The organism is Shinella sedimenti, assembly GCF_022601905.1.
Lineage (GTDB): Bacteria > Pseudomonadota > Alphaproteobacteria > Rhizobiales > Rhizobiaceae > Shinella > Shinella sedimenti.
The window spans coordinates 1-25498 of record NZ_JAKVIN010000007.1; the positions used below are offsets into that span (position 1 = coordinate 1).

Here is a 25498-nt window from a genome sequence, read left to right on the forward strand (position 1 = left end):
GGGGTGGCCCAGCAGCGAGATCGACGCTCTCATGCCATGGAATTACCAGGCCTAAACGGCCTCAGCTCCCCGCTTACTTAAGATCGAGGTTGAGCGGCTACCAGACCACTGGAAGAGCCGACAAGACTGGCATGGCACCACACCGCAGTCTGTGAAACGCTAGCCCTTCCTCGTCCACCGGCGCATGCGCAAGTGCAACGCGGGCCTTCGCGTGTTGCCGGGATATCGCCTGGGTGGCGTAACGTCGAGTTTTGCCCTGCCCCTGCCGATGCAAAACATACCTCAATCGAGAGGCCGTATGCGACGATGATCGATCAGCAAATCAGACCCGTCAGTTGATGATGCCTGAAATCGATTAGTCGGTCTCGCGGGTAGGCCCGACGGACGAGCTGTGATCCGCGCTTTCCCTGGATCGCTGGCGAAAGCGATAGAAAAACCGCTACTTACACGAGGCTCATATATTAACGTTCCGTAACGTTAGACGGTTGCACCGCCGACGCCTCCTCTAAAATAGCGTGCAACTATTCATCATTTATTAATTAGAATTGATCAAATCTGTAACCACAGTAACGTAGGGTTGCAGCAATTGTCTAAGGAGGAACTGTCGATGGATAAAACGGTTGTACGATTGCACGTCACGGAATCCGAAGTGCCCGAAGCAAAGCCCGCGAAGCAGCCTGTCGCGGTTCCAACACCTGCCGAAAATCTCGCATACATTCACACGATGCTTCGTGAGTTAAGGGAAAAAGCGAGCGAATGTGACTGGCAACTCGCGCATTTCATCGAGATCGCGTATCTCCACAACGCCGACCTTCTCAACAATCCTACGAAGATGCGGCGTCATCGGAAGTGAGAGTTGCGTCGGGCGTCGGCACGGCACCGCCACATGAACTTTCGAGGGCATCAACTATGGCGAGATGTTCCTTTAACTTCTCAAGTGATGCCCTCGCATCATCGCCCTGCAGGGCTGAAACGCGCGCCACTCCCAATGCCAGTCGCGCTTGAGCTTCATTTTTTGTGCGATGCGGCATTTGCCCATCCTTATATGATCAGAGCCGGAAAAAGATTTTCAGAAAGTTTCATGGAATCGAACGCGCGTCAAATCTGACGCAACGGATTCAGTGTTTCTGTTTGGGTGTAAGGAGTAGCGTCAAGAGGGAGCGTCTGGCACATCCTCGACCGCGGCCTCCGCAATTGTCTTAGGGTTTCTCGGCCACGCAAGTCTTTCATTGTAGAGGCGCTCAAACGCATGCTTGGTCTCAGAGGCGGTCTTTCCCTCGTGAAAATTTTTTCGGACCATCGCCATTGCTGTCATAAAAAATTCAGTGTCTGCATTGTCGTTCGCTTTAGACATCGTCCCCTCCAGAGCCCAGCCCCAATTATAGGACGGCCAACTGTAAAATGCAATTTTTGGTCGCGCGCAACTTTCACGATCCAAGAATCGCGGTAAGCCTATAACGCGTTCCCGCAGCCGTCTTCAATCAGCAGGGAGCCGTTGATTGCCGGGTCAAAACCGTTATTTTGCGGATACGAATCGCTACGTGCGTATGCGGTTGGTTCAATGAGGCGGTAGCGGGTACGGCCCCACAACCTCTCCGAAGAGCCCCAGGTAGAAGAGTTGCGGCGGCATCATCAATGCTCAGTGTTCTGCCACCGCCAGCTCGTGTCTCGTTCCGCATCCAAACCTATAAAGCATCGTCCCCAACTGCGCGCTCTGCGGGCAAAGCTTGTTCGCCAATTGCTCCCGTAGAGACCCAATCTCGGCCTCACGGCTGCTGATGTCCTCGGGAGTGGTGCGGGCAACTGAAAGCTGAATTTCAAAATCAGGCCATGAGATCCCACGATTGCTTCTCCTGCGCGTCCCACTGCGCGAAAAATTTGCAAATAATGCTACTGAACTGCCCCCCATTTCGACCGGACAGTCGGCATAAGCAGAAAGGCTCAAGCACAGGCTTGGGTATAGGCTTATGTCTAACGAGTATCGACACGTTGAATTGCTGACGGGTGATGTTCGCCGCAGGCGGTGGACAACCGAGCATAAGCTGACGATCATTGAGCAGAGTTTCGAACCAGGCGAGACGGTATCGTCCACCGCTCGCCGCCATGGCGTCGCGCCCAATCTGCTTTATCGGTGGCGCAGGCTCTTGAGCGAGGGAGGTGCTGCAGCCGTGGATTCTGACGAGCCGGTGGTCGGCAATTCGGAAGTGAGGAAGCTGGAAGATCGCGTCCGCGAGCTGGAGCGCATGCTCGGCCGCAAGACGATGGAGGTCGAAATCCTTCGGGAAGCCTTGTCCAAAGCAGACCCAAAAAAACGGATATCGCGGCCGATCTTGTTGCCGAAGGACGGTTCGCGATGAAGGCCGTCGCAGATACGCTGGGCGTATCCCGTTCCAACCTCATCGAGCGGCTGAAAGGCAGATCGAAGCCGCGCGGCTCCAATCACAAGGCCGAGGATGCAGAGCTTTTGCCCATCATTCGCAGGCTGGTAGATCAAAGGACAACCTATGGCTATCGGCGGATCGCCGCGCTCCTCAATCGCGAAAGGCGAGCCGCCGATAAGCCTGTCGTCAACGCAAAACGGGTTCACCGCATCATGGGCAACCACGCCATGTTGCTGGAGAAGCATACGGCCGTTCGCAAGGGCCGCATCCATGACGGCAAGGTCATGGTCATGCGTTCGAACTTGCGCTGGTGCTCGGATGGGCTGGAGTTCACTTGCTGGAACGGCGAGGTCATCCGTCTCGCCTTCATCATCGACGCTTTCGACCGGGAGATCATCGCCTGGACGGCAGTCGCCAAGCGGTTCGCAGCAACCCGAGCCCCGCACGCAATCGAGCATCTCTCGGACAACGGCTCTGCTTACACCGCGAGGGACACGAGGCTGTTTGCGCAAGCACTCAATCTGACACCCTGCTTCACGCCGGTAGCCAGCCCGCAGTCGAACGGCATGTCGGAGGCCTTCGTCAAAACCCTGAAGCGGGATTATATCCGCATCGCAGCACTACCGGACGCAGAAACAGCGCTCCAGTTCATCGACGGATGGATCGAGGACTATAATGAAATCCATCCACATTCCGCGCTCAAGATGGCTTCCCCTCGGCAGTTCATCAGGGCTAAATCAAACTAGCCGACTTGTCCGGCGAAACGGGGAGCACTCCAGCTACTCTAGGCCGATTTGCATGCAGAACTAGGTAAGGTTAGGCCTCATGATCAGCGTCAAAAGATCAAGGGTACGGCGAGAGTGTTAGCATAGAAAGGCCATTGGACACCGATCGTAGCGCGTAGTGAAACACCGCCAGTCTTCGAGACGCCCAAACATGTCCTCGATCCGGATGCGCTGTCTGCGGCGCCGATTGTCTTATTTGCTTGTGTTGTTACGGGATTTCCGGCGCGGAATGCGATGAGTGTTCCCCTTCCCTTGTAACGCATCGCGAGAGCTGTCGGCATCACAACCACGGTCTGCCGGCAGCCATTTGCGGCAGTGGCGATGCTGCCCGCGCGGCAGGTGACAGCGACGGCTCCAGCGTGATCATGCCTTGGACACTTCGGTCATGACCGAAGCTTTTGCATCTTTGAGGCTGCGATAAGGGCCAATAACCATTGGAACCCTGTCATGACATCTAGAACCTCATCATTCTTCGGCTGGCATGTGGTCGCCGCAACCTTCCTTCTCGCCATGTTTGGCTGGGGTGTCGGTTTTTATGGACCGCCGATCTATCTGCAGATGGTGGTTCAGCGGACGGGATGGCCGGTCGCGCTCGTATCTGCCGCTGTCACGCTGCATTTTCTCATCGGGGCGGTCGTCGTTGCAAATCTGCCTCGGCTTTATCGGCATTGGGGCGTTCCGGTGACAACGCTCGCCGGAGCGGTTCTTCTTGCCATCGGGGTCGGCGGTTGGTCACTGGCCAGCCAGCCGTGGCATCTGTTTGCGGCCGCTCTTTTGAGTGGATCAGGTTGGGTTGCCATGGGGGCTGCGGCCGTGAACGCAATTGTCGCTCCATGGTTTGTCCGCAGACGACCTGCGGCATTGTCGATGGCCTATAATGGGGCGAGCGTGGGTGGCGTGGTTTTTTCGCCACTGTGGGTTGCTCTCATCGCTTGGAGTGGATTTTCACAGGCTGCAATCATTGTCGGCATTTCCATGATCGCCACAGTCGCCGCCCTGTCTGTTCTGGTGTTTTCAAAATCGCCTGAGGCCCTGGGGCAATCTCCGGATGGAGCGCAGTCGAGCCAGGTGGATGCGGTGGCAGCGTCTTCGCCCGCTCCGTCCTTGCCACGCGGTTTGCTGTGGCGCGATCGGCGATTCATAACCCTCTCAGCGGGTATGGCCGCCGGATTGTTTGCGCAGATAGGACTGTTGGCGCATCTGTTTTCGATCGTGGTTCCGATCTTTGGCGCGGAGGGCGCGGGCGTGCTGATGGGGGGTGCAACCGTTGCTGCAATTGCCGGGCGCACGGGCATGGGCTGGTTTATGCCGGCTTCCGCGGACCGCCGTCTTATCGCTTCCGCAAGCTACGGCGTCCAGATCATCGGCTCCCTGACGCTTCTTGCGACGGGTAGAGAACACGCTGCCGCGATAATTGCCGGTGTCCTGCTTTTCGGCCTGGGCATTGGCAACGCCACGTCGCTCCCGCCTCTCATCGCGCAGGTGGAATTCGACAAGGCCGATGTCTCGCGCGTCGTGCCGCTGATCGTGGCGCTGAGCCAGGCGACGTATGCCCTTGCACCCGCGCTGTTCGGCATCGTCAGAACGCTCTCCGAACCTGCCGTTTTTATAGTGGCAGCGGCAATCCAGATCTTCGCAGTGGCGGCCTTCCTGTACGGACGCAATAAATGATTGTTTCGGGCAGCCGAGGCAACTGGCGGGGTTGGCTTGCGCAAACAGCTGCCATGACGACCGCCCGCCCGGATACCGACCAGTCGTTATCCGGGTGACGTCACCGAACCGGGAAAGCTCCATCGACGGTAGGCATAAAGAGTGGATATCCGCCTCAAGCGGAAGCCAATCACAAAATAATGCACTTGAGCAAAGTGAGATGCTGGGTGGACAACGTCAAAGGGGATAGGCGATCGGGTATGATGCGTTCGAGGCAGCGATGACATTCATCTCGATCCCATAAATGGCATGCAAGGTATCCGGGACGAGAATGTCCTGCGGCAGCCCGGTGGCGACGACGCGTCCGCGTTTCAATGCGTGAATTCGATCACAGAAGCGCGCGGCCATGTTGATGTCGTGTAGAACGATGACCACACTCTTTCCGCTGTCGTGAGCCAGCTGGCGTATGAGTGACAGCACGTCCATCTGATGTGCGATATCCAGCGCCGCCGTCGGCTCGTCGAGGAGCAGGCAGCTTGCGTCCTGGGCAACGAGCATCGCGATCCAGGCCCGCTGCCGTTCGCCTCCCGAGAGCGTTCCCACCAGACGATCAGCGTAGGCATCGATACCGGTTGCGCGAATTGCGGCATCCACCCTCTCGCGATCTGCAGCGGAAAAGCGGCCGAGAGCGCCATGCCAAGGATAACGCCCGCAAGCAACGAGTTCTCGCACCGTCATATCCGAGCCCGTTCCCAGGTCCTGGGGAAGATAGGCCACTGACCGTGCAAACGACCTGTCATGATAGGTCGCGAGATGGTGCCCGGCATAGGTAGATATTCCCGCCGTCGGCACAAGCTGCCGAGCAAGTATTTTCAGGAGACTGGATTTTCCCGACCCGTTATGGCCCACGAGCGCGACGACTTCACCCGATGGAAACTCAAGCGTAACATCAGATAGAATGTCCCTCCCATCGATCGTCAAGCCGATGTTGTTCACTGCGAAGGCGATGCCCGCGTCGCTCTCACCCAGGTTGCCGATCGATTTCTTGATCTGATTTCGCAAGCCCAACACAGACATCTCCCCGACGTTCCTCGACACCGTTTACCGTTGGTAATCCTGCGAGATCAAGTCTGGAGCTCTGACCGCGCAGCATGATAAATCGTCGTAGACAACCACATTAGATTGCTAAAGCGCCGCCAAGTCTATAAGCGGAGTGGCGTAGTCCAGTTATATCAACGATGGCCGACCGTGACGACCAAGCAATCCGAATTTGAGGCTCTTTACGCATCGGAACGCTTCCGGCTCGAGAAGCTGGCCGGGCGCCGGATCGGCCGCTCGAATGCAGCCGATGTCGTACAGGACGTTTTTACCATCCTTTGGGCTCGCGCCAAGGAGCATGCCTCGCTTACGCCGGCATATCTCTCGCGAGCCACACAGTTTACGGCGATTAGCCATTTTCGGGCTGAGCAAAGGCGCCAAAAGCTCGCTCACGGCGTGACCGAAGAGCAATATATCCAAGCTGTGATCCCGCCAGACCAGATCGTTGGCGCGCGCCAGGAACTCCGCCACCTTCAGGCTGCCATTTCCAACCTGCCGGAACGGACGCGGCAGGTTTTTATGCTGAACCGCTTTCACGCCTGCACCTATGACGAGATCGCGGTTGCGCTGGATATCTCCTACAGTACCGTCGAACGCGAGATCGCCAAAGCCCTTCTTGCCTGCCGCCAGTTACGATAATCAGGCGGGCGCCGTGAGGGCAATCGCTCCTCGTGCACGATATGTTTAGAGGAAGGCCCGTTCAGGCGGGTCGGATTGCGAGCCGAGGCGATTTCATTCGATGGACGACAGGCAGATCTCTCCGGATGAGGCACGGATCGAGCGAGAGGCAATTGCTTGGTTTACTCGTATGAACGGCAAACCTTCCCGTCAGGACAATCTCGACTTTCACGACTGGATTACCGCCTCCCCACTGCACCAGCAAGCTTTCGAGGATGTTGGCGGCCTATGGTCTGATCTCGGCGCCTCCGGTTCGGCAAGAGGCACTGCGGACGGCGATCTTGCTCTTCCGCTGGAAAAAATCCGTCAACTGCGTGAGAAACGGGCCAGAGGCAAGGCCGGCGCTTTCGTCATCGGCTGTCTCGTGCTCCTGCTGGCCGGATCTTGGGCCTGGCTGGAGCACCCTCATCTCTTGCAGAACATGCAGGCCGATTTCGTCTCGCCGCGCGGCGACCGTCGCGAACTGGCGCTTACCGATGGGTCGCATGTGCTGCTCGATGCCGATAGCGCGCTCGACGTCGCGATTTCTGCGAGTGAAAGACGTGTGAGGCTGCTGCGAGGGAACGCCTTTTTCCGGATCTCTCATACCGGCGCGCCCTTCATTGTCGAAGCTGCGGGCGGGGAAGCGAAGGTTCTAGGAACCGAATTCGATGTCTCGCTGAAGGAGGATCGGCAGGTGACGGTGACCCTTGCCGAGGGCAGTTTGCAGGTCGGCATGATCGGTGCCGGACAGGATGTCATCCTCAAGCCGGGAGAAAGCGTCGATTACGGATCTGAGGGCCTGAGCCCCATCAAACAGGCCATCATCGAAGACGAGATGGCTTGGCATGATGGGCGCTACATTTTCACCAATGCCAGGCTCGCGGACGTGCTTGCCCAAGTTGCACGTTATCGCGCCGGACGCATCGTGCTTCTGGGTTCGAGCATCGCCGAATTCAGGGTGAGCGGCAATATCGCGCTCCACGATACCGACAAGGCGCTTGCTGCCCTGCAGTCGTCGGTCGGTTTCCGCCTGAACAGTTTTGGTCGTGTGACCGTGGTCAGCCCCTGACATCTGCCATAGAGCCACCCAAGAATTTTTTTGAGAGAATGTGAGGGTGGTACGTCTGCTCGGACGACACCCCTTATGAGAGGCTAATGCCGAACACCGGCAGGCTACGCTCGTTTTATTTGGCATGAGGGCGACTTATGAGGGGCAACGCATTGAAAAACAGGACCATGGTCCTGCTGGCTGCAACGATGATGGCAGGGTTTGCCGTTGGCGACATCGGTGTCACACCAGCAGCGGCACAGGCGCTCGCGGGTCGACAGCACAGTTTCGACATTCCCGCCAAGCCGATCCGCCAGGCGATGAACGATATCGTTCGCGCCACCGGCATCAATGTCGTCTTCCCCGAAACGCCGGCCGCCTCGGCATCCGGCCGCAGCGTGCGCGGCACGATGAACACGTCGCAGGCGATCTCCACCCTGCTCTCCGGTTCTGGGCTTGAATTCAGCTTCACCAACGCCAACACTGTTACCATCATCAGCGCCGTGCAGGCGGATAGTGCCGGTGTAACGGGTGACGCAACCGCGCTGGCACCGATCATCCTGGCGGGTGAGGCGGGAGGCGTTGATGGCTATGTTGCAGGAACCAGCACGGCCGGCACCAAAACGGACACACCGATCCTTGAAGTGCCCCAGACGATCAACGTCGTGACACGCAAGGAGATGGACGATCGCGGCGTTACCGATTTCAATTCCGCCGTAGCTTATACACCCGGCGTGCGTATGATCGATTATCCTGGCGGCCAAGGAATGCCGGACATCTATTTACGTGGCTTCAGGGCTATCGGCCAGTTTGCCAACTATCGCGATGGGCTGCGCAATGGCTTCAACAGCTATGACAGCGATATCGAGATGTATGCTTTCGACCGCCTCGACGTGTTGAAGGGCCCCTCCTCTGTCCTTTACGGCCAGGCAACACCAGGCGGCCTCGTCAATGCGACGACCAAGCGCCCGACCGAGACGCCCTTGCGGGAAGTTGAGGTCCAGTATGGCAGTTTCAACAGAAAGCAAACAGCGCTCGATTTCAGCGGGCCCGGGAACGAAGACGGCACCTTCCTTTATCGACTGACAGGTCTTTACCGCGATAGCGGAACGCAAATTGACCACTCCCCCGACGACAGCCTCTACGTCGCACCGGCATTCACCTGGAAGCCGGACGATGCAACGAGCTTCACCCTGCTCACCAATTACCAGAAGACGTCGAAGGGTGGCGGCGAGCAGAGCCTGCCGATGGACAACACGATCTTCGACAATGGCGTGCGGATCCCGTCCAGCACTTATCTCGGCGTACCTGGACTCACCGAATGGAAGGTCGAAAGCGCATCGGTCGGCAACGAGTTCAAGCACGAATTCGAGAATGGCTGGACGTACAGCCAGAACGCCCGCTTCAGCCATTCCAAAGTGGATTATACCGCCGGTTTCATCTGGGACTGGCCGACGACGCTGGTTAATGGCCATTTCGCCAATATCGGCACCCAGAAGCGGCCTAAGACTACCAACAGCTTCCTCTTCGACAACAATGTCAGCGGCGAGGTCGAAACCGGGCCCGTCAGCCACACGGTAACGCTTGGCGCCGATTACGGTTATTATTCCGGCAAGGAAAGCCGCGCCAACTCTTCCAACTTCATCACGATCGATGTTCTCGATCCGGTCTATGGCGGCCCTGCGCTGACTTATGATCCGCTCTGGTCGGATGATAGGGTCGTCACGTCGCAGTTCGGCATCTATGCGCAGGATCAGCTCAAGTGGGACAACTGGATCCTGTCGCTCGGCGGACGTTATGATTGGGTGAACGGTAAGCTCTACGACAATCTCTCCAACAGCGTGACGAAAACAGACGATGCCGCCTTCAGCGGCCGGATCGGCCTTGGATACGTGTTCGACAACGGCGTCGTACCCTATGTCAGTTACGCGACCTCCTTCCAGCCGGACTCATCAATCGATTTCTCGGGCAACCCCTTCAAGCCGACAACGGGCCAACAGTACGAAGCAGGCGTGAAATACCAACCACTTGAGTGGAACGCGTTGTTCACCGCCTCGGTCTTCCAGATCACCCAGCAGAACGTCTCGACGGCAGACCCGCTGCATGTCGGTTATGCCGTGCAGCAAGGCGAGGTACGCTCGCGAGGCTTCGAACTCGAAGCCAAGGCAAGCCTGACCAACGCGCTCAGTCTGACGGCCGGCTATTCCTACACGGATGCGCGTGTCACTGAAGACAACCCGAACATGAGCGGCGTCAGTGCAATCGGGTCCCGCTCAGCGTCTGTGCCCTATCATACTGCATCGTTCTGGCTTGATTATGCTATTCAGGACGACACGTTCGACGGCCTGAGACTTGGCGCGGGTGCGCGCTACGTCGGCAGCTCGATGGCCGTGATGGACACGACAACAGGATCGCAGATCAAAGTTCCCGGCCATACCCTTCTCGACGCTTCGATCTCCTATGATTTTGGCGCGAAAAATCCCGACTTGAATGGCCTGACCCTTGCGATCAGCGGCACCAACCTTACAGACGAGAAGTATTTCACGCCCAGCTTCTACTCCAATACTGTTGTTTACGGCAACCGGCGCGCCGTCAACGCCACCCTCGCCTACAAATGGTAGGCGCTTGATCCAACGACGGACATCCCGCCACCTCATCCCCCGCCGGGCTTTTCTCGGCGGGCTGATGTCTTTTGCATTCCCATCGACATCGGGTGCCCGTAAGCCTCCGCCGTATCGAATTGCCGCCTTGGACTGGACCAGTGCACAAAACCTGCTGGCGCTCGGCGCAAACGTCATCACGCTGCCCGAGCGCACGCGTTACGGCGAGCGCGTGGTGGAGCCGGCAGCGCCGCCGGGCACCTACGATCTCGGTCTTCGTTCGGAGCCAAATCTTGAGCTGCTGAACAGCCTGGCGCCGGATCTGATCGTCATGCATCCGGAGCTCGACATGCTGCGACCGGTATTGGATATGATCGCCCCTTCCATTCTCTTCGATCCTGATGCCAATGACGATCCCCAAAACGCCAACAAACTTGCGAGTGCCCGCGTAAAGCTCGAAAGACTCGCCGACGAGATCGGAAAACTTGACGCATTTTCCTCCTACATGAATGTCTACGACGCGGGGCTATCCGAGGCCGCAGCGAGATTGCGGAGTTATGACGGGAGGGCGGTGTATATCGTGACGCTTCTCGACACCCGCCGCGCCTTGGTCTTTGGGAGGAACAGCTTGTTTCAAAGTCTGTTCAGCCAGTTTTCCATTGAGAACGCATGGGATGGCCCAACCTCTACCTATGGTCATGCCACCGTCACGATCGATGCCCTTGCCCGACGGCCCGATGCAAGGTTGTTGTCAGTCGGACGCGAAAGCAGATTGCTTTTGCAGGCGGCACTGCGATCGCCTGTCATCGCCAGCCTTCCCTTTGTCCGGGAAGAGCGAGCCGTCGCGATAGACGACGTGCTATTTTACGGCGGCCTTCCTTCGGCAGAGCGTTTTGCGCGAATGGCATCCTTCGGTTTGACGGGCACCGCTGCCCCATGAGGCCGGGCGATGTGCTCCGCCATCCGGCGGCCGTTCTGGGCATAATGGCGATATCCGCCGCAGCCGTCTGCCTGCAAAACATCCGCGCCATCCTACCTCCCGGGGCAGGTTTGAGCACGATCTTGTTTCCCAACCCATCCAGCACGGCGGAACTGCTGCTTCACTACACGGTCCTGCCGCGCATCGTGATGGCCCTGATGGCCGGCGGGGCCCTCGGCCTCTCCGGCGCACTTCTCCAGCGGATCCTGAAAAACCCTCTGGCAGAACCCGCAACGCTTGGCGTTTCGGCGGGCGCCTACCTGACACTTGCGATTGCCGGCGTTTTCGCACCTTCCATCCTGCTTGTCGCCCAGACGTGGATCGCGATTGCTGGGGCAGCACTCGCGCTTCTTGCCGTTCTGGGTCTATCGTGGAGAGGCGGTCTTTCACCGGAGACCGTGACCTTATCCGGCCTGATCGTCAGCCTTTATTGCGGAGCAGCCAGCGCCGTGCTGACGCTGTTCAATCATGAACTGCTGCTCGGACTGTTCATCTGGGGCGCGGGGTATCTGGACCAGCAGGACTGGACGGGCGTGCTTTTTCTGGCCCCCCGTGTTGGATGTCTGGCAATCGCCGTGGCGCTCATTCTCCGCCCGCTGACAATCCTTTCCCTCGACGACCGCAGTGCCCGCAGCCTGGGTCTGCCCACCACGACATTCCGCGTTATCGCCCTGGTTCTGGCGACCGCGCTCACCGGGCTGGTAACAGCACAGGTGGGTATAATCAGTTTCATCGGCCTTGCGGCGCCGGCCATCGCGGGCGGTCTCGGCATGCGACGCACCGGCAAGGGGATTGTGTGGGCGAGCCTGATCGGCGCGCTGCTCCTGCTGCTGACGGACCAGATCGTGCTTGCCTTTCCCGTCACCTATCGCCTCTTCCCTGTTGGAACAATCACAGGTCTGCTCGCGGCACCTTTGCTGATCGTGATGATCCGCCGACTGAGACCGACCACTGTGCCGGAACAAAGGGCGCGGCCAAGGCTGGCTCAAATGCGACGCCCTGCCCTACTGTTGGTAACGTTGATCGTTGTCAGCGCACCACTTTTCTGGTTTGCGGTCGCCTTCGGTCGCGGGCTGGGCGGCTGGGAACTCTCCAGCGGTGACGCGCTGATGAGCCTTTCGACCTGGCGATTGCCGCGTGCGGCCTGCGCATTTACCGGAGGTGCGATGCTGGCGCTGGCCGGCGCCATCCTGCAGCGCATGACATCCAATCCGCTGGCCTCTCCGGAAATTCTCGGCGTCTCCTCGGGCGCAATGGTCGGCACTATCCTGTTCATCATGACAGTCGCGCTGCCAACACGATGGGGGCAGATCGGCGCTGGTGCGGCAGGTGCACTGATCGTGCTCGTGGCCATGCTGATCCTGTCGCGCCGCCCCGCCTATGGCGGAAGCCGGCTTCTCCTTCTTGGCGTATCGCTGAGTTCGATCTCGAGCTTTATCATCGCGCTGCTGATGACAAGCCAGGATCCCCGGTTGGGGCAAGTGCTAAGCTGGCTCTCCGGATCGACCTATGCCGTGACGCTCTCCGATGCCATCTCTTCCACCACCGTCCTGTTTCTGGGCTGCCTCACCATTCCGCTGATCGCGCGCTGGCTTGAACTTCTGTCGCTGGGCGAAGCGGCGGCATCCTCGCTGGGCACGCCTCTGATCGGAAGCAGATCGATCCTGTTTTCAATCGCAGCCGTCATGACCGCCACGGCAACAACGCTGGTTGGCCCACTTAGTTTTTCGGGCTTGATGGGACCACATCTCGCCCGCCTCGTCGGCTTTCGGCGCGTGGCGGGTCATCTTTTTTCATCTGCCCTGATGGGTGGGCTTATCCTCCTGATTGCCGACTGGGCCGGGAGAAACCTGATCTTTCCTTACCAGATCCCGGCAGGCCTTCTGGCGACGCTCATCGGTGGGCCTTTCCTACTGTTCCTGATCGGAAGAAGAACATGAGGCGCAACAGCGGTTTCCGAGCGATGCATGTGCTCTCCGAGGGCGAATATTGCATGGCGGGCCCCGGTAACAGTGGAAGTCCGAAGGAAACGAGCGCGTGTTTCCCGATTGTATGTTCAGCGGTGCCCTTCTCGCAAGATCTCTCAGGTGCATACCTGGATTCTGTGTCGTGGTGACTGACCGGCCCGCAGCCTAGACATTTCCGAATGACAAGCCGATCCAACGTTAAACTGATTTACTCTGGACCAGCAGCCACAGGAGATAGAAACCGCCCAGGAAGCCTGTGGTTAGACCGATGGGCATGTGGATTTCGAGCGGAAGGTGCTGGCTGAATAGGTCTGCAGCCATAAGGAGGACCATGCCCATCAGCGCACTCGAGAGAACCGGCACGTCCGGCGATCCGCCAAGCCGGCGGGCGAGCTGCGGTGCAGCGAGCGCGACGAAGGCGATCGGGCCGGCGGCGGCGGTGGCGATCGATGTCAATCCGACGGCAGCCATGATCATCAGCAGTCGCGTACGCTCGGCATCCACGCCGAGTTGACGTGCAGCATCATCGCCCATCTCAAGGAGATTGAGGCTGCGTGCATGCGCGATCGCCACCGGCAGGACGAGGACGAAGCCTATCGCCGCCGGCACCACGTGCGCCCAGGTCCGTGTGTTGAGCGAGCCAGCAAGCCAAAGCTGGGCGGAGGCTGCTTGATCGAGGTCGCCGCGCACCAACAGGATCGTGTTGATGCCCGAGAGCGTCGCGCCAACGCCGATGCCGATCAACACGAGGTGGTAGCCGCCGGTAGAGCGTCCCTTGCGTGCCAAAAGGAAAACCATAACGGCGGTCAGGACGCCCGACACCACCGCCGCTGCGGATGTTTCGAGCGGCCCGGCATCAAGCAGCATGATCTGAACGATCGCGCCCGTGGCTGCGCCTGTCGTGAAGCCGATAATATCGGGGGAGCCGAGCGCGTTGCGCGAGATGGACTGGAAGATCGACCCCGACATGCCGAGCGCGCCGCCGACGAGAATGGCCGTCAAGACGCGCGGAAGCCGGATACGCAAGATGACGCGCTCGACTTTCGCGTCATCGCTCTGCCCGATGAGCGTCGCGACAACATCTTTCAGACTAAGCGACAGAGACCCACTGGACAGCAGCAGAACGGTAAGGACAGCGAGCACCAGGATCAGGAGGCCGCAAAACACGGCGACGCGCGGATGCCACCGCACGGACAGTTGCCCCAGCCGGCACACGGATGCAGGCGCTGTTTTCATAGCGGCCTCAGGCGAAACCTGCGGACAATGAAGATAAAGAACGGCCCACCGACCAGCGCGGTGACGATACCGGTGGCAATCTCGTCCGGTGAGGCGATCATACGACCGAGTAAATCTGCTCCAAGCAGGAGGAGGGCCGCAAACAGAGCAGAATAGGGAAGAATCCAGCGATAATCCGGGCCTGTGACAGCACGCGCAAGATGCGGCGCCACCAGCCCGACGAAGCCTACCGGTCCGGCCGCCGCCGTCGATCCGCCCGCCAGCAGCATGACGGCTAGACATGCAAGGAAGAGTGTGCGGCCCGTATGCAGGCCGAGGACCTTGCCGAGGTCGCTCCCTAGCGAAATCGCGTTGAGGTTTGCGGCAATGGAAAATGCCAGAACGAGCCCTATAGTCGTTACGATGGCCAGGACGCCAGCGACATCGAAGCCGCGTCCGGCCACCGATCCCGCCGCCCAAGTGCGAAAGTCGTCGAGCACGGCCGTTGGTGCATTGATCAGCACGATGCCCGTAACGGCGCCGAGCATGACCGACAGCCCTGCCCCGGCCAGCACCAGCCGTACCGGATTTGTGCCGGTTTCATGTGCACGACCAAGCAGGAGGACGACGACGCCCGCAAGACCCGCCCCGGCAATACCGAACCATACACGACCGGCCATTGTCGCGACGCCGAAAAAAGAGGCCCCGAGCACGACCGCAATGGCTGCGCCTGCGTTGACGCCAAGAAGCCCCGGCTCGGCCATCGGATTGCGGGTGATAGCCTGCATCACAGCACCGGATGCGCCGAGCGCGAGGCCGGCGAGCAACGCAACGGCGGTTCTGGGAACACGCAATGACCAGACAATCAGATGTCGGTCATCGCTCGGGTTGTAGGCGTTAATCGTGTCGAGAACGACACCGAGCGGAATGGGGCGCGATCCGAAGGCGAGGCTGAGAAGGCCTAAACCGACGAGGGCAACAAGGCCCGCAAGCAGGCCCGCAAGCCTGTACTCGCGCCTGCGAACTCTGCGCGCGGCAACCGCAAACGCCTCGCTCATCGGCTCTTCAGCGCGCGGGCGGCCGCGTCGATCATCTGCCGACCCGAATAATAGTCGATACGGAAGGATGTCGGCCCCAGTGGGTAGACACGCCTGGCTTTCACGGCAGCCAAATTGGCGAGCACGGGATCGGCCAGGAAGGCCACCACATCCTCATCCCTCGCCCGCAGCAGGAAGACGCTATCGCCCGTGATTGCCGCCGGCAGGTTCTCCTGCGAAATGAACTCGAAATCGGACGTGCGCGTCACCTGACCGCGCAGGCTTTCTGGCAAGCCGGTCACGGTCATGCCAAGCGCCGCGAGGAGCCGTGCCTGCGGGCTTTTGGGTTTGCTGACGGAGTAGCTGCCACCGATATTGTAGCCGACGATGCTGACCGGACCTTCTACAGGCGGCAATGATGCGGCGACATCAGCCGCATAGGCATCAAAACGGGCGATCGCATCTGCCGCTTCGATCTCAAGGCCAGTGGCCTTGCCGACCTGGAGGGCAATATCCTGCCAACTCTGGTTGGAATAGTTGATGACGATGGCCGGTATGCCCTGCGCCACCAGTTCGGCATAGTGCTGCACGACACTGTCAGCGCCCGTCGCCGAGATGATCAGGAGATCCGGCTCCGCGCCGATAACAGCCTCGATATCGAACTCGAGCTTGCCGTAAAGCACCTCCACCTGGCGCTCGTCGGCGACCTTGGCCCACTGCGAGAAGAAGCCCTTGTCGTCTGTCAGTATGCTCGGCGTCGTGGCAGCGCTGGCCACGACAGGCGCGCCTATGGCAAGCAAGATTCCCGTGAGGCTTGGAGCGGTCGAGACGATCCGCCGGGGCTGCGCGGGGAGTGTCAACTCACCGGCGTCATGGCGTATGACACGCGGCCACCCCACCGTTGCGTGCCCTGCCGCTGGCGGTAGGAGCGTCGTGGCGGCAAATCCGAGGGCGGATGCGAGAAGAGCGCGGCGATGGATCATCGTATGCTGGTCACGCGGGAACGTCGAGATCACCCATCTGCCGCAAGCCTCCGCCTGCTGCGCGCACAGCCTCATACTGTTGGAGGCGCGTCCGATCGATTTCGGAGCTGCTGACACCCTTGCGCCAGTACCCGAAGACGCGGACGTGCTCTTTCGCGAGGCCGCATTCTTCGGTGAAATAGGCACGAATAGCGCGGACATCCTGACGCTCTCCTGCTGCCCAGATCATGCGTCCTTCGGGATTGGGCAACGCGCGCGCGGCCGCGACCAACCGTCCGGTCGTGCCGGCTGCCTCATGGGGCTCGCGAAGCAGCAAGTGGCTCACCACACCCTCCACCTCGGGCAACTCTTCGAAAGCGGCGGGGTCGGCGGTCTCGACATAAAGCTCGCCGCGGCTTCCGCGCTGCCATGTGCTGAGGATCGCGTGGATTGCCGGAATAGCTGTTTCGTCGGCAAAAAGCGCGACACCACCCTCGGTGTCGTGATCGGGAAGATAATGGGCGCGCGGTCCGACAAGATGGATGATGCCACCGATGGCTGCACCATTCAGCCAGCGCATGGCGGGGCTGTCGTCGGCATGGATGACGAAATCGATCTCGATAAGGCTCAGAGCTTCATCAAAGGAACGGATGGTGTAGACGCGGGAAACCGGACGCTGGCCCTCCGGATTTTCGACTTCGAGGCGCACTGCGATATTGGGCCGACGCCATGGAGCCGGATCGCTCGGAGAAATGCGTCCCGTCACCCTCATGACCGAGGGAACCGGACGCTCCAGCGCGACGACTTCCATCGCGAGCCGTTCCATGCTGGCCATATGGTCGTCCTGTGCGAGCAGATTGTTGCGATCCTCGACGCTCTCAGTGCGCTGCATGTCGCCATACTCCTAACTTTCATGTTGATCGAAGCTGGTTGCACGGATGCGTCCCACAGCGATAAACATGACTATTAAAGTCTATATTATTTTGGCCATATTGCAGAATGCATTCCGCAATGCAATACGAATTTGAGATATCGCGGGACAGAAGAATGCCATGACCCATCGCCTGCAAGCCCGTTCCGTAACGCTGCGTTATGACGAACGAACCATATCAAACGATCTAACAATCGCGTTCCCCGATGGAGCTTTCACCGTGATCGTCGGGCCCAATGCCTGCGGCAAGTCCACTCTCCTGAGGGCCATGGCGCGGCTCTTGAAGCCATCGACGGGCGACGTGATCCTGGACGGAAGAAACATCGCCGATTTCCCGACACGCGAGATCGCACGCCGGCTTGGTCTCCTGCCACAGAGCGCCATTGCACCTTCGGGCATCACCGTCGCCGATCTGGTGGCGCGGGGGCGTTACCCGCATCAGTCGTTCTTCCGGCAATGGTCGAAAGCGGACGAGACCGCCGTGGCCGAGGCCATGCAAGCCACCCGCATTACCGAGCTCGCCGACCGACCGGTCGACGAACTGTCCGGCGGTCAGCGGCAGCGTGTGTGGATCGCCATGGTCCTGGCGCAGGAAACGCCGATCCTGCTTCTCGACGAGCCAACAACTTTTCTCGACATCTCCCATCAGATCGAGCTGCTGGAGTTGCTTACCGATCTCAATGCTGGGGGACGGACAATCGTCGCCGTACTGCACGACCTCAACCACGCCTGCCGATACGCGAGCCATCTCGTCGCCATGCGCGATGGTATGATCCTCGCCGAGGGCCATCCGTCCGAGGTGGTGACGGAGTATCTGGTTGAGGCCGTGTTCGGACTTCCATGCACCGTGATTCAAGATCCGGTTTCGCATACGCCGCTCATCGTCCCACTCGGGCGCAGCCGCCCGGCACAGAAGCGGAACTCTGCACCATGACAAACAGACAGCTCCATATCGGACTTTGCCTGACGGAAACCTGGCTTCAGGGACGTGAGCCTGATGATGCCGAGCTTTCCGAGCAGCGGAGCGACCCGGCCGGCTTCTACATCCGGCTGGCACAAGCGGCAGAGAGGGCCAAGCTCGACTTCGTCTTCAAACCCGATGTCCTGGCCATGCGGCGCGGCAAGTCGGGCACTGCGCCGTCCTTCGTCGGCTTGGATCTTACTGTCCTGCTCGCTGCTATTTCCACGGCTACAAGCCGCATCGGGCTTGTCACGACAGCCTCGACGACCTTCAATCCGCCCTATGTCGTCGCGCGGCAGATCCAGTCGCTGCATTGGGTCAGTAACGGGCGCGCCGCCTGGAATATCGTGACCTCGATCGACGGCGCGGAGAATTTCGGGGATGCACCAATGCCGCCGCCACTGGAGCGCTATCGCAAAGCCACAGAGTTCACCGATGTTGTCCGCAGCCTGTGGCAGAGCTATCCGCATGAGGCCCTGGACAATTCTGTAGAGCCGGTGGCGCTCGACCATCGCGGTGCTTTCTTCAGTGTCAAGGGACCGCTCAATGTGCCCGGTCATGCGAGCGGACCACCGCCGCTGTTTCAGGCGGGCGCTTCGGAGATCGGACGGGATTTTGCCGCCTCTGTGGCGGATGCGACTTTCGCCTCCACGCCCGACATGGCCGCCGCCCTCGACCTTCGGAACGATTTGCGCATCCGCGCGCGGAAACAGGGGCGAGCCGATGCGACGCGTGTCCTTCCGGGTCTCTACTTTTTCCTGGCGCGGACGCGGGAGGATGCCGCGGCCATGCACCGGCGCGCCCATGCGCATTTGACGCGGGCGCAACGCCTCGACGCCGTAAAGACCATTCTCGGCCTCGATCTTTCCAAAATGGAGTCAGGGGCTCGCGTGACTGCCGACCTGCTGCCGTCCGACGACCGGCCCGTGCGTAGCCGAACCCATGCCGATCTGCTGCGCCGTCACATTGAGAACAACGAGCCTCTGCTTGAGGATCTGCTGGCGCGGCCGGAAGTCGTTGGCTCTGCCCATTGGGTTTCCGTCGGCACGGTAGAGGATGTCGCAGCCGACATTGTGGATTGGTTCGAGGCCGGAGCGATCGACGGGTTCATCGCGTTACCGGGCGGTTCTCGCGAATCGCTGCGCCTGTTCCTTGAGGAACTCGTGCCACTGCTGACGCGGCGAGGCCTCTTTCGCCAAGACTACGAAGGAGAGACATTGCGGGCGCATCTGCGAATCGGGTCACAGACGTAAACCAATGCGGGTTCAGGCGCCGCCCGAATCGCGCGTCGCCTGTTTTCCCGCTTCGATCAAGGCGCCGGCGTGCCCCTCGCTCTCAGCCGTCTCGACGAAGGATACGGTGGTGACCACACAGCAGATCTCGCCGTAGACATCGAAAACCGGTGCAGCCTTACCCGTCAGCGCGGAAAAAAGCCGTTCGTTCAGTTGGGCGCCACCGGCATGGCGAATGTCCTCCAGAACACCCGGTACGGGCGCGGGCCCGCGAAACGCATCCGGTTGCAACCGCCGCACCGCCTCGATCCGCTCCGCTGGCAGATAGGCCTGAAACACCAGACCGCAGGCCGTGTTGTCGAGCGGCAGGACATCGCCCAGCGTGACGGTGCTGATGGCGAAGCGCGCGCTGCGATACCATTGCACGATGGTCGGTCCACGATCCGTCCAGATCGCAACACCGCAGCTGGCCGCAAAGCGGGATGCCATCATCTTCATATGCCGGGCTGCGACTGCGACCGGATCGATTCGCTTCAGCGCGCTGATGCCGATATTGAGCGCGGCCGGGCCGAGGTCGTAACAACCGGTAACCTGATCCTGTGCCACCAGCCCCTCGCGTACCAGGCTTTGCATGTAGCGATGGGCGGTGGAGCGGCCTGTGCCAGCACGCCGGGCCAATTCAACCAAAGGCAATTCACCATCGGATGCGGCAAGGATGTTCAGGAAACGTGATGCGATAGAGACGGACTGAATGGTGCCCGCCCGCTTCTCGCCTGCAATATCGGCAAGCTCGTCGGCATTTTCTTCAAATTCGCTCAACAGCATCCTCCCAACGACTTCGCTTGCAAGCAACCAGCACCCACACTGTTGCAGATATGACACGGCTCGCCTCCCACGACAATCCGTTCTATACGTGGAATGCATTCCCTATTGCGGAATGAAGTCGACCTCGCTACGCCAACATGAGTTTTATACTCATGTTTAGGGGTTGATATGGGCACTCATATTCATCGTAGGCTGGCGGCCGGCGTCAGCGTCGCCGCGTTGTCGTTGCTTCCCGCCCTCGCAGCGTCCGCACAGGACATCGCGTCGATTGGCGCGACCGTCCTCGAAACCATCACGGTGACAGGCGAGAAGGTTTCGCGGGACATGAAGAGCACTGCCTCTTCGGTATCGATCAAGACAAGCCGCGAGATTGACCGGGAAAAGACCGGCAACGCAACGGTCTCGGAAGTGATCGCTGATGTGCCGAACGTCGTCTACTCCGATACCGTCAGCGCACCTGTCATCCGCGGACAGGACAGCCAGGGTCCTTTGACCGGACAGGGCTCGTTCTGGGGCGGCACGGTGCCGCGTGCCACCATCAATCTCGACGGCCACTACCTGAATTACAACGAGTTCTACTTCGGCGCGACATCGGTCTGGGATCTCGACAGTATCGAGGTCTTCCGCGGTCCGCAGACCACGTCACAGGGTGCCAACGCCATTGCGGGCGCCATCATCGTCAACACGAAGGACCCGACCTTCACGCCAGAGGCGGCCTATCAGGCGGAGATCGGCAATTACAACAGCAAGCGGGCATCCATCGCCCTGTCCGGCCCCATCGTCGAAGACCAACTGGCCGCTCGTCTGGCTATCGATTATTCCGGGCGCGATACCTTCATCGACTATGTTAATGCCGGCTTCCGGCACAGCGGCACGGATCAGGATTTCAGTGCTCTAAACGCCCGCTTCAAGCTGCTTTGGGAGCCCACCGACATTCCCGGCCTGACGGCCAAGTTGACTTATTCGCACACCAGCAGCAACCGGCCATCGCAGGAGGCGGCGTCGCGCCCGTTCAACGAACTCGAACATATCACCACTACGATGCCGAGCTGGGAGCAGCACACCAATACCGGTATCCTGGACATCGCCTATGACTTCGAAAACGGCGTGAAGGTCTTCAACCAGACGCAATATTCGTCTTCTAACGTCCAGCGGGCCACAGGGATCGTCGACGGCGGAAACGCCGACATCGATCAAGCCACCGTGTCGAACGAGACGCGCGTTGCATTCGGCGACGAGAATGACACTGTCAGTGGCGTTGCCGGTCTCTACTACGCCCGCACGCAAACCGACGAGGCGCTTTACCTCTCCGGCCTGTCGTCCTTCGACGACACCAAACGCAATCTCGGTCTCTTCGGTGAGGTCAGCTACCGCTTTGCGGAAAGATGGACGTTGACGACGGGTCTGCGCTATCAGAACGATCGTATCGAACGTGCCGGCTCTTCGGTCTTCGCGCCGACGCCGGTCGATTTCGACACAACCTTCTCTGCACTTCTACCCAAGGCCTCGCTTGCCTATGCCGTGAACGACGACTGGACCGTGGGCGCGCTCGTCAGCCGTGGCTACAATCCCGGCGGCGTCTCGCTCAATCTGAACGCCCGGCGCTGGCAGCCCTTCGAAGAAGAGACGATCTGGAATTACGAGCTCTTCACCCGCGCGACCCTTCTCGATGACCGGCTGACGGTGAACAGCAACCTGTTCTACATGGATTTCAAGAATGCCCAGTACACCATCCCGGTTGTGATCTCGCCAGGCGTAACGCAATCCTACACGATTAATGCCGAAGAGGCGCACGCTTACGGGCTGGAAATCGGCGCGGACTACCAGTTGCTCGACAACCTGACTCTCAAGGGCAGCGCCGGCATCCTGCGTACGAAGATCGACCGGATCGCCAGCAACGTCGCCTATGAGGGCAATGAGTTCGCCAAGGCGCCGGGCTACATGGTCACGTTCGGCGCAAGCTGGGACGTGACCGAGAAGTTGAACCTGTCCGGCCAGGTGCGCCATCTCGACGGCTACTATTCCGACACGTCCAATACGGCGGCCTATGCGATCAAGCCCTACACGATCGCCGATATCCGAGCGAGCTACAAACTGCATGACAACATGGAAGCCTACGGTTACGTGAAGAACGTCTTCGACGAGCGCTCGCCCACCTACATGCAGCAGAACCGCGGCATCGGCGGCATCGAAGCCAGCATGACCGCTCCACGCATGTTCGGTATCGGCGTCAAAGGCACGTTCTAATCGATGGCAGGAATCGTTTTCGCATAACGATCGCGTTCGATCCCGGCCGGCTCAACAGGAGCCGGCCGCAGGTGGTCGAGATCACCGCTCGAACGTTTCGGCTTAGACGGATGTCGCCAAAGCCCTATGTCGCGACATCAGGCTTTTTTGGAATGCCGCCGGGCAAGTTTCGATAGCCGCTCCTTGTCCATGTCCATGTTGAGAGCGGCCTGGGCCCGGTCGAAAGCCAGTCCAGCCTGTTTCAGTGCCGCAGCCTTAAAGCCATCGTCCCCCATAAGAGCAAGGGCGGCCAAAGTCTTCTGGATGCGCAATTGTACCTCGATCAAGCCGGCGCCGTCCCGCGCCATCAGCATGAAGGCATCCTCGAAAAGATCATCCGAATTGAGCGGTGGCACATGGACACGCGGATAGTCCGGCTCATAGTCACTATCGTCGCGTTTGCTCGCGCTCCAAAGACTTAGCAAGCGTGTGTTGCGACCGATGACGTCGATCGCCGTTCCTGGATCGTTGGTGGCGGGCGAAAGTGCACGTGAACCGATCTCGCTCATCACCGCCAATCCGAAACGGGGATCCTGATCGAAGGACCGCTCGTCTCCGACGGTGAAAGCAGCTCTTACCCGCTCCACAGCCGCATCTGCATTCTCGATTTCCCCATCTGCGATCCAGGCGAGGGGCGTATGCGGATAGACGAAGGTGCCGGGAACCGCGTTGACATACAGATCTTTGTCGTACTCTTCAGCGAACCGGGCAAGTGCGGGCATGTCCACATGCTGGATATACCCGATCGTGTCGGTCGTCACTCCAAAGGAGGCTGGCGGATCCTGCGCATCCGCATTCCGCAAAGGTACACCACCGAGATAGGGCTGGCGCAAACGGCCCTCAAGAGCTTCGCGTGTCGCCTCCTCTACCCTGTCGGTCGTTTCCCCGACGCGGCCGAGCCGAGTCAAATGATCGATCCATCGCAACAGAGAGATGACAACAAGCGCGATGACGGCGATCGTCACGATGAAGAGAACAACCCGCCCACGTTCGCCATAGGCACCCGTTCTGAGGACGATCAGACCGACGATACCAAACAGGAAAGAGCCGATGAACGTCGACAGAACCGTTTGTGTCAGCCGGTCCTCGATAAGCAGCTTGGTCGCGCGCGGCGTGACATTGTTCGTTGCCGAACCGTAGGCAGAAACCATGATGCTCAACGAAAACGTCGTCACGGCGAGCATGCTGGAAGCAATTATCGAAAGAATACTGTCGACGGCATCCGCTCCGATGCTACCCGGCATATCCCAGGGAATATACTTTTCCGCGACAGCAGCGAGAATGGCTGCGAATATCCCTAGAGCCCCGATCAATGTCGCCCGAACCCACAGCCGGCGCGCCATTTGCGCCATCAACCATTGCCATCTCGGCATCTGTTAGCCTTTCATAACGCAGCATGAGCAAACAATGTAGCGCGGCGACACGGCTTGTGAACAATCGTCTTACGCAACCGGTGTTTTCGACGGTTTGGGAAGCTCGCGTCAATCAGACGCTGGTGCTGCATGCAACGGTTCGCGAGCCCACACCATCGGTCTTGATGATGCCGATCACTTGCATTGTCTCGCCGGCTAAATCCATCCTCAGCCTCCGGTCGCATCAGTCTGAAGGAACTATGCCCGTTCTTCCAAGCATGGAGACGATACCTGCTGCGGCTGCGGCCGCGATAATTATGGACAGGCCCTCGACGGTGACTGTTCTAAGATCCGTGGCGGCAAGAACCGACCCTTGGCCAAGCAGCAGAAAAATCATGTTTGCATCGAGTGCAGCGCCAGCGGTGGGCGAAAATGAGCGGGCCACACCCCCGAGGGCGAGGAAGGGCAAGAGGCTCAGGATCGCGATTGTCTGGGACGATATGAATGGCAGGATACCGACACGATAGACCATGGCCAGACCGACCCCGATAACGACGCCGGAAAAAAGAAACGGCGCGACTTTGCCCGGATGCTGCAGCCCGCCCAGAATCAGCGCAAAGATGGCGAACCCAAGAGCGCTAAGTTCGGCGGGTCTGTAGGCTTCAAGGATGCCCATCAGGCCAAACGCGAATGTCCCCAACCCCGCGGTCGATCCGGCGAGCAGCGCTCGCACACCAGAATCTGAGTTTACAACGAGCCTTGGCTGTCACGGCGTGTTCACTGGATCTGCGCGCCGCGCCAGCACCTCTGGCGATGGCGGCGTCGTAACCCCAATCACCACAATGGCGGTGACAACACCGACGAGCACCGCAAGCACACGCTCGAGCCCGACGACCACGTCCAGCGTAGGCGAAAGCAGGCCCGGCAGCACAACCACGGCTGCCGTCATGCCGGTCATCAATGCCAGATAGCGGCCCCGCCCATGCCAGAGGTTTTGCGCCCCTCCCCAGACCGCGATCCACAGGCACGTCAGCATCAATCGGATTCCAGGGTCCGGGCACGCCCAAATCATCAGCACCCCGAAGCCGGCGCCGAGGATCGTGCCAATCAAGCGGAATGCGCCGCGCTCCAGAACATGGTCACGATAAGGCTGGGCCACGACCCAAACCGACATAGGCGCCCAATAAGCATGAGAAAGCCCCAGGGCATTGGCAATGATCAAGGCGGAAAAGGCTGCCAGCGTCAACGCCGCAGCGGCCTTCAGGCCGATCAATCTTGTCGCTACGATCACTGTACTTTCTCTCAAACACAATCGCGTCGCGCATTCTTGGGCAATGGCGCAGCCATCGTCAAACGCCTGCATCGTCTCCGCCTCTTTCCGAGCGAAAAACGAGCCATCATCGCCAACGGCGAAATCAGAACCGACCGGCAGCGCGCCGCACAGGGATTGCTACGCCCGAGGGATGCCAGGGCATCAAATAGCTGGCAACTCTAGGCGATCAGTCCGATCAACCACAGGGTCATGGCCG

Annotated in this window: 21 protein-coding genes and 1 pseudogene; 11 read left to right on the forward strand and 11 right to left on the reverse strand. The window is 59.7% G+C overall.

Features of this window, described 5'->3' with window-relative positions; genetic code table 11:
• Positions 1-607: 607 nt before the first annotated feature.
• On the forward strand, positions 608-853 hold the full coding sequence (locus MKI86_RS16330) for a hypothetical protein (protein ID WP_241602564.1): 246 nt from the start codon (positions 608-610) through the stop codon (positions 851-853).
• 297 nt (positions 854-1150) lie between these two features.
• On the opposite strand, the gene MKI86_RS16335 is transcribed toward MKI86_RS16330, so the two are convergent.
• Positions 1151-1354 (reverse strand): hypothetical protein, encoded by a 204-nt coding sequence (locus MKI86_RS16335; RefSeq protein WP_241602566.1) that lies wholly within the window; start codon positions 1352-1354, stop codon positions 1151-1153.
• Between the two features lie 613 nt (positions 1355-1967).
• Here MKI86_RS16335 and MKI86_RS16340 point away from each other — a divergent pair.
• A protein-coding gene (locus MKI86_RS16340; protein WP_241602568.1) for an IS3 family transposase occupies positions 1968-3127 on the forward strand; the annotation gives its coding sequence in 2 pieces (ribosomal slippage) (positions 1968-2304 and positions 2304-3127; 1161 coding nt in all).
• 117 nt (positions 3128-3244) lie between these two features.
• Here the strand turns inward: MKI86_RS16340 and MKI86_RS16345 are convergent.
• Positions 3245-3475, reverse strand: a pseudogene (locus MKI86_RS16345) (IS5/IS1182 family transposase); the annotation flags it as partial.
• Between the two features lie 138 nt (positions 3476-3613).
• Between MKI86_RS16345 and MKI86_RS16350 the strand changes: the two are divergent.
• Positions 3614-4837: an MFS transporter gene (locus tag MKI86_RS16350; RefSeq protein WP_241602571.1), complete on the forward strand. Its 1224-nt coding sequence runs from the start codon at positions 3614-3616 to the stop codon at positions 4835-4837.
• Positions 4838-5053: 216 nt separating this feature from the next.
• Here MKI86_RS16350 and MKI86_RS16355 read toward each other — a convergent pair whose 3' ends face one another.
• Positions 5054-5893: an ABC transporter ATP-binding protein gene (locus MKI86_RS16355; protein WP_241602575.1), complete on the reverse strand. Its 840-nt coding sequence runs from the start codon at positions 5891-5893 to the stop codon at positions 5054-5056.
• 171 nt (positions 5894-6064) lie between these two features.
• Between MKI86_RS16355 and MKI86_RS16360 the strand changes: the two genes are divergently transcribed.
• The 5 genes from MKI86_RS16360 to fhuB all read left to right on the forward strand — a co-directional run bounded on the left by MKI86_RS16360 (position 6065) and on the right by fhuB (position 13141).
• Complete coding sequence (locus tag MKI86_RS16360; RefSeq protein ID WP_241602578.1) at positions 6065-6553, forward strand: RNA polymerase sigma factor; 489 nt, start codon at positions 6065-6067, stop codon at positions 6551-6553.
• A gap of 100 nt (positions 6554-6653) precedes the next feature.
• The gene (locus MKI86_RS16365) at positions 6654-7643 is read left to right on the forward strand and encodes a FecR family protein (RefSeq protein ID WP_241602581.1); all 990 of its coding nucleotides are present in this window, start codon (positions 6654-6656) and stop codon (positions 7641-7643) included.
• Between the two features lie 152 nt (positions 7644-7795).
• The gene (locus MKI86_RS16370; protein WP_241602597.1) at positions 7796-10243 is read left to right on the forward strand and encodes a TonB-dependent siderophore receptor; all 2448 of its coding nucleotides are present in this window, start codon (positions 7796-7798) and stop codon (positions 10241-10243) included.
• 127 nt (positions 10244-10370) lie between these two features.
• Positions 10371-11162: an ABC transporter substrate-binding protein gene (locus MKI86_RS16375; RefSeq protein ID WP_241602600.1), complete on the forward strand. Its 792-nt coding sequence runs from the start codon at positions 10371-10373 to the stop codon at positions 11160-11162.
• Positions 11159-13141, forward strand: coding sequence for a Fe(3+)-hydroxamate ABC transporter permease FhuB (gene fhuB, locus MKI86_RS16380; protein ID WP_256465740.1), 1983 nt, complete (start codon positions 11159-11161; stop codon positions 13139-13141). Before MKI86_RS16375 ends, fhuB begins: the two co-directional genes overlap by 4 nt.
• Before the next feature lie 225 nt (positions 13142-13366).
• On the opposite strand, the gene MKI86_RS16385 is transcribed toward fhuB, so the two are convergent.
• The 4 genes from MKI86_RS16385 to MKI86_RS16400 are packed head-to-tail and all read right to left on the reverse strand — an operon-like array spanning position 13367 to position 17274.
• Positions 13367-14404 (reverse strand): FecCD family ABC transporter permease, encoded by a 1038-nt coding sequence (locus MKI86_RS16385; RefSeq protein WP_241602602.1) that lies wholly within the window; start codon positions 14402-14404, stop codon positions 13367-13369.
• Positions 14401-15441, reverse strand: coding sequence for a FecCD family ABC transporter permease (locus tag MKI86_RS16390; RefSeq protein ID WP_241602604.1), 1041 nt, complete (start codon positions 15439-15441; stop codon positions 14401-14403). Before MKI86_RS16390 ends, MKI86_RS16385 begins: the two co-directional genes overlap by 4 nt.
• Positions 15438-16403: a Fe2+-enterobactin ABC transporter substrate-binding protein gene (gene fepB / locus MKI86_RS16395; RefSeq protein WP_241603663.1), complete on the reverse strand. Its 966-nt coding sequence runs from the start codon at positions 16401-16403 to the stop codon at positions 15438-15440. The genes MKI86_RS16390 and fepB overlap by 4 nt, the downstream gene beginning before the upstream one ends.
• Positions 16404-16413: 10 nt before the next feature.
• On the reverse strand, positions 16414-17274 hold the full coding sequence (locus MKI86_RS16400; RefSeq protein WP_241602609.1) for a siderophore-interacting protein: 861 nt from the start codon (positions 17272-17274) through the stop codon (positions 16414-16416).
• 160 nt (positions 17275-17434) lie between these two features.
• Here MKI86_RS16400 and MKI86_RS16405 point away from each other — a divergent pair, with 160 nt between their 5' ends.
• A complete protein-coding gene (locus tag MKI86_RS16405; RefSeq protein WP_241602612.1) occupies positions 17435-18247 on the forward strand; it encodes an ABC transporter ATP-binding protein in 813 nt (270 codons plus the stop codon).
• Complete coding sequence (locus MKI86_RS16410; protein WP_241602615.1) at positions 18244-19527, forward strand: NtaA/DmoA family FMN-dependent monooxygenase; 1284 nt, start codon at positions 18244-18246, stop codon at positions 19525-19527. The genes MKI86_RS16405 and MKI86_RS16410 overlap by 4 nt, the downstream gene beginning before the upstream one ends.
• Before the next feature lie 12 nt (positions 19528-19539).
• Here MKI86_RS16410 and MKI86_RS16415 read toward each other — a convergent pair whose 3' ends face one another.
• Complete coding sequence (locus tag MKI86_RS16415; RefSeq protein ID WP_241602619.1) at positions 19540-20325, reverse strand: IclR family transcriptional regulator; 786 nt, start codon at positions 20323-20325, stop codon at positions 19540-19542.
• Positions 20326-20499: 174 nt separating this feature from the next.
• Between MKI86_RS16415 and MKI86_RS16420 the strand changes: the two genes are divergently transcribed.
• Positions 20500-22578, forward strand: coding sequence for a TonB-dependent receptor (locus tag MKI86_RS16420; protein WP_241602622.1), 2079 nt, complete (start codon positions 20500-20502; stop codon positions 22576-22578).
• 137 nt (positions 22579-22715) lie between these two features.
• On the opposite strand, the gene MKI86_RS16425 is transcribed toward MKI86_RS16420, so the two are convergent.
• The 3 genes from MKI86_RS16425 to MKI86_RS16435 all read right to left on the reverse strand — a co-directional run bounded on the left by MKI86_RS16425 (position 22716) and on the right by MKI86_RS16435 (position 25332).
• Entirely contained in the window at positions 22716-23969 is a 1254-nt protein-coding gene (locus tag MKI86_RS16425; RefSeq protein WP_241602626.1) for a DUF2254 domain-containing protein, read from the reverse strand.
• Between the two features lie 244 nt (positions 23970-24213).
• Positions 24214-24702: an FUSC family protein gene (locus tag MKI86_RS16430; protein WP_256465741.1), complete on the reverse strand. Its 489-nt coding sequence runs from the start codon at positions 24700-24702 to the stop codon at positions 24214-24216.
• Positions 24703-24735: 33 nt separating this feature from the next.
• Positions 24736-25332, reverse strand: a complete 597-nt coding sequence (locus MKI86_RS16435) for an FUSC family protein (RefSeq protein WP_241602632.1) — start codon at positions 25330-25332, stop codon at positions 24736-24738.
• Between the last annotated feature and the right edge of the window lie 166 nt (positions 25333-25498).

Bases quoted from the DNA above. Each gene is read 5' to 3' on its own strand.
- MKI86_RS16330 (WP_241602564.1), top strand. From the start codon at position 608: ATGGATAAAACGGTTGTACGATTGCACGTCACGGAATCCGAAGTGCCC.
- MKI86_RS16335 (WP_241602566.1), bottom strand. From the start codon at position 1,354: ATGTCTAAAGCGAACGACAATGCAGACACTGAATTTTTTATGACAGCA.
- MKI86_RS16350 (WP_241602571.1), top strand. From the start codon at position 3,614: ATGACATCTAGAACCTCATCATTCTTCGGCTGGCATGTGGTCGCCGCA.
- MKI86_RS16355 (WP_241602575.1), bottom strand. From the start codon at position 5,893: ATGTCTGTGTTGGGCTTGCGAAATCAGATCAAGAAATCGATCGGCAAC.
- MKI86_RS16365 (WP_241602581.1), top strand. From the start codon at position 6,654: ATGGACGACAGGCAGATCTCTCCGGATGAGGCACGGATCGAGCGAGAG.
- fhuB (WP_256465740.1), top strand. From the start codon at position 11,159: ATGAGGCCGGGCGATGTGCTCCGCCATCCGGCGGCCGTTCTGGGCATA.
- MKI86_RS16385 (WP_241602602.1), bottom strand. From the start codon at position 14,404: ATGAAAACAGCGCCTGCATCCGTGTGCCGGCTGGGGCAACTGTCCGTG.
- MKI86_RS16390 (WP_241602604.1), bottom strand. From the start codon at position 15,441: ATGAGCGAGGCGTTTGCGGTTGCCGCGCGCAGAGTTCGCAGGCGCGAG.
- fepB (WP_241603663.1), bottom strand. From the start codon at position 16,403: ATGATCCATCGCCGCGCTCTTCTCGCATCCGCCCTCGGATTTGCCGCC.
- MKI86_RS16400 (WP_241602609.1), bottom strand. From the start codon at position 17,274: ATGCAGCGCACTGAGAGCGTCGAGGATCGCAACAATCTGCTCGCACAG.
- MKI86_RS16405 (WP_241602612.1), top strand. From the start codon at position 17,435: ATGACCCATCGCCTGCAAGCCCGTTCCGTAACGCTGCGTTATGACGAA.
- MKI86_RS16410 (WP_241602615.1), top strand. From the start codon at position 18,244: ATGACAAACAGACAGCTCCATATCGGACTTTGCCTGACGGAAACCTGG.
- MKI86_RS16420 (WP_241602622.1), top strand. From the start codon at position 20,500: ATGGGCACTCATATTCATCGTAGGCTGGCGGCCGGCGTCAGCGTCGCC.
- MKI86_RS16425 (WP_241602626.1), bottom strand. From the start codon at position 23,969: ATGGCGCAAATGGCGCGCCGGCTGTGGGTTCGGGCGACATTGATCGGG.
- MKI86_RS16435 (WP_241602632.1), bottom strand. From the start codon at position 25,332: ATGCAGGCGTTTGACGATGGCTGCGCCATTGCCCAAGAATGCGCGACG.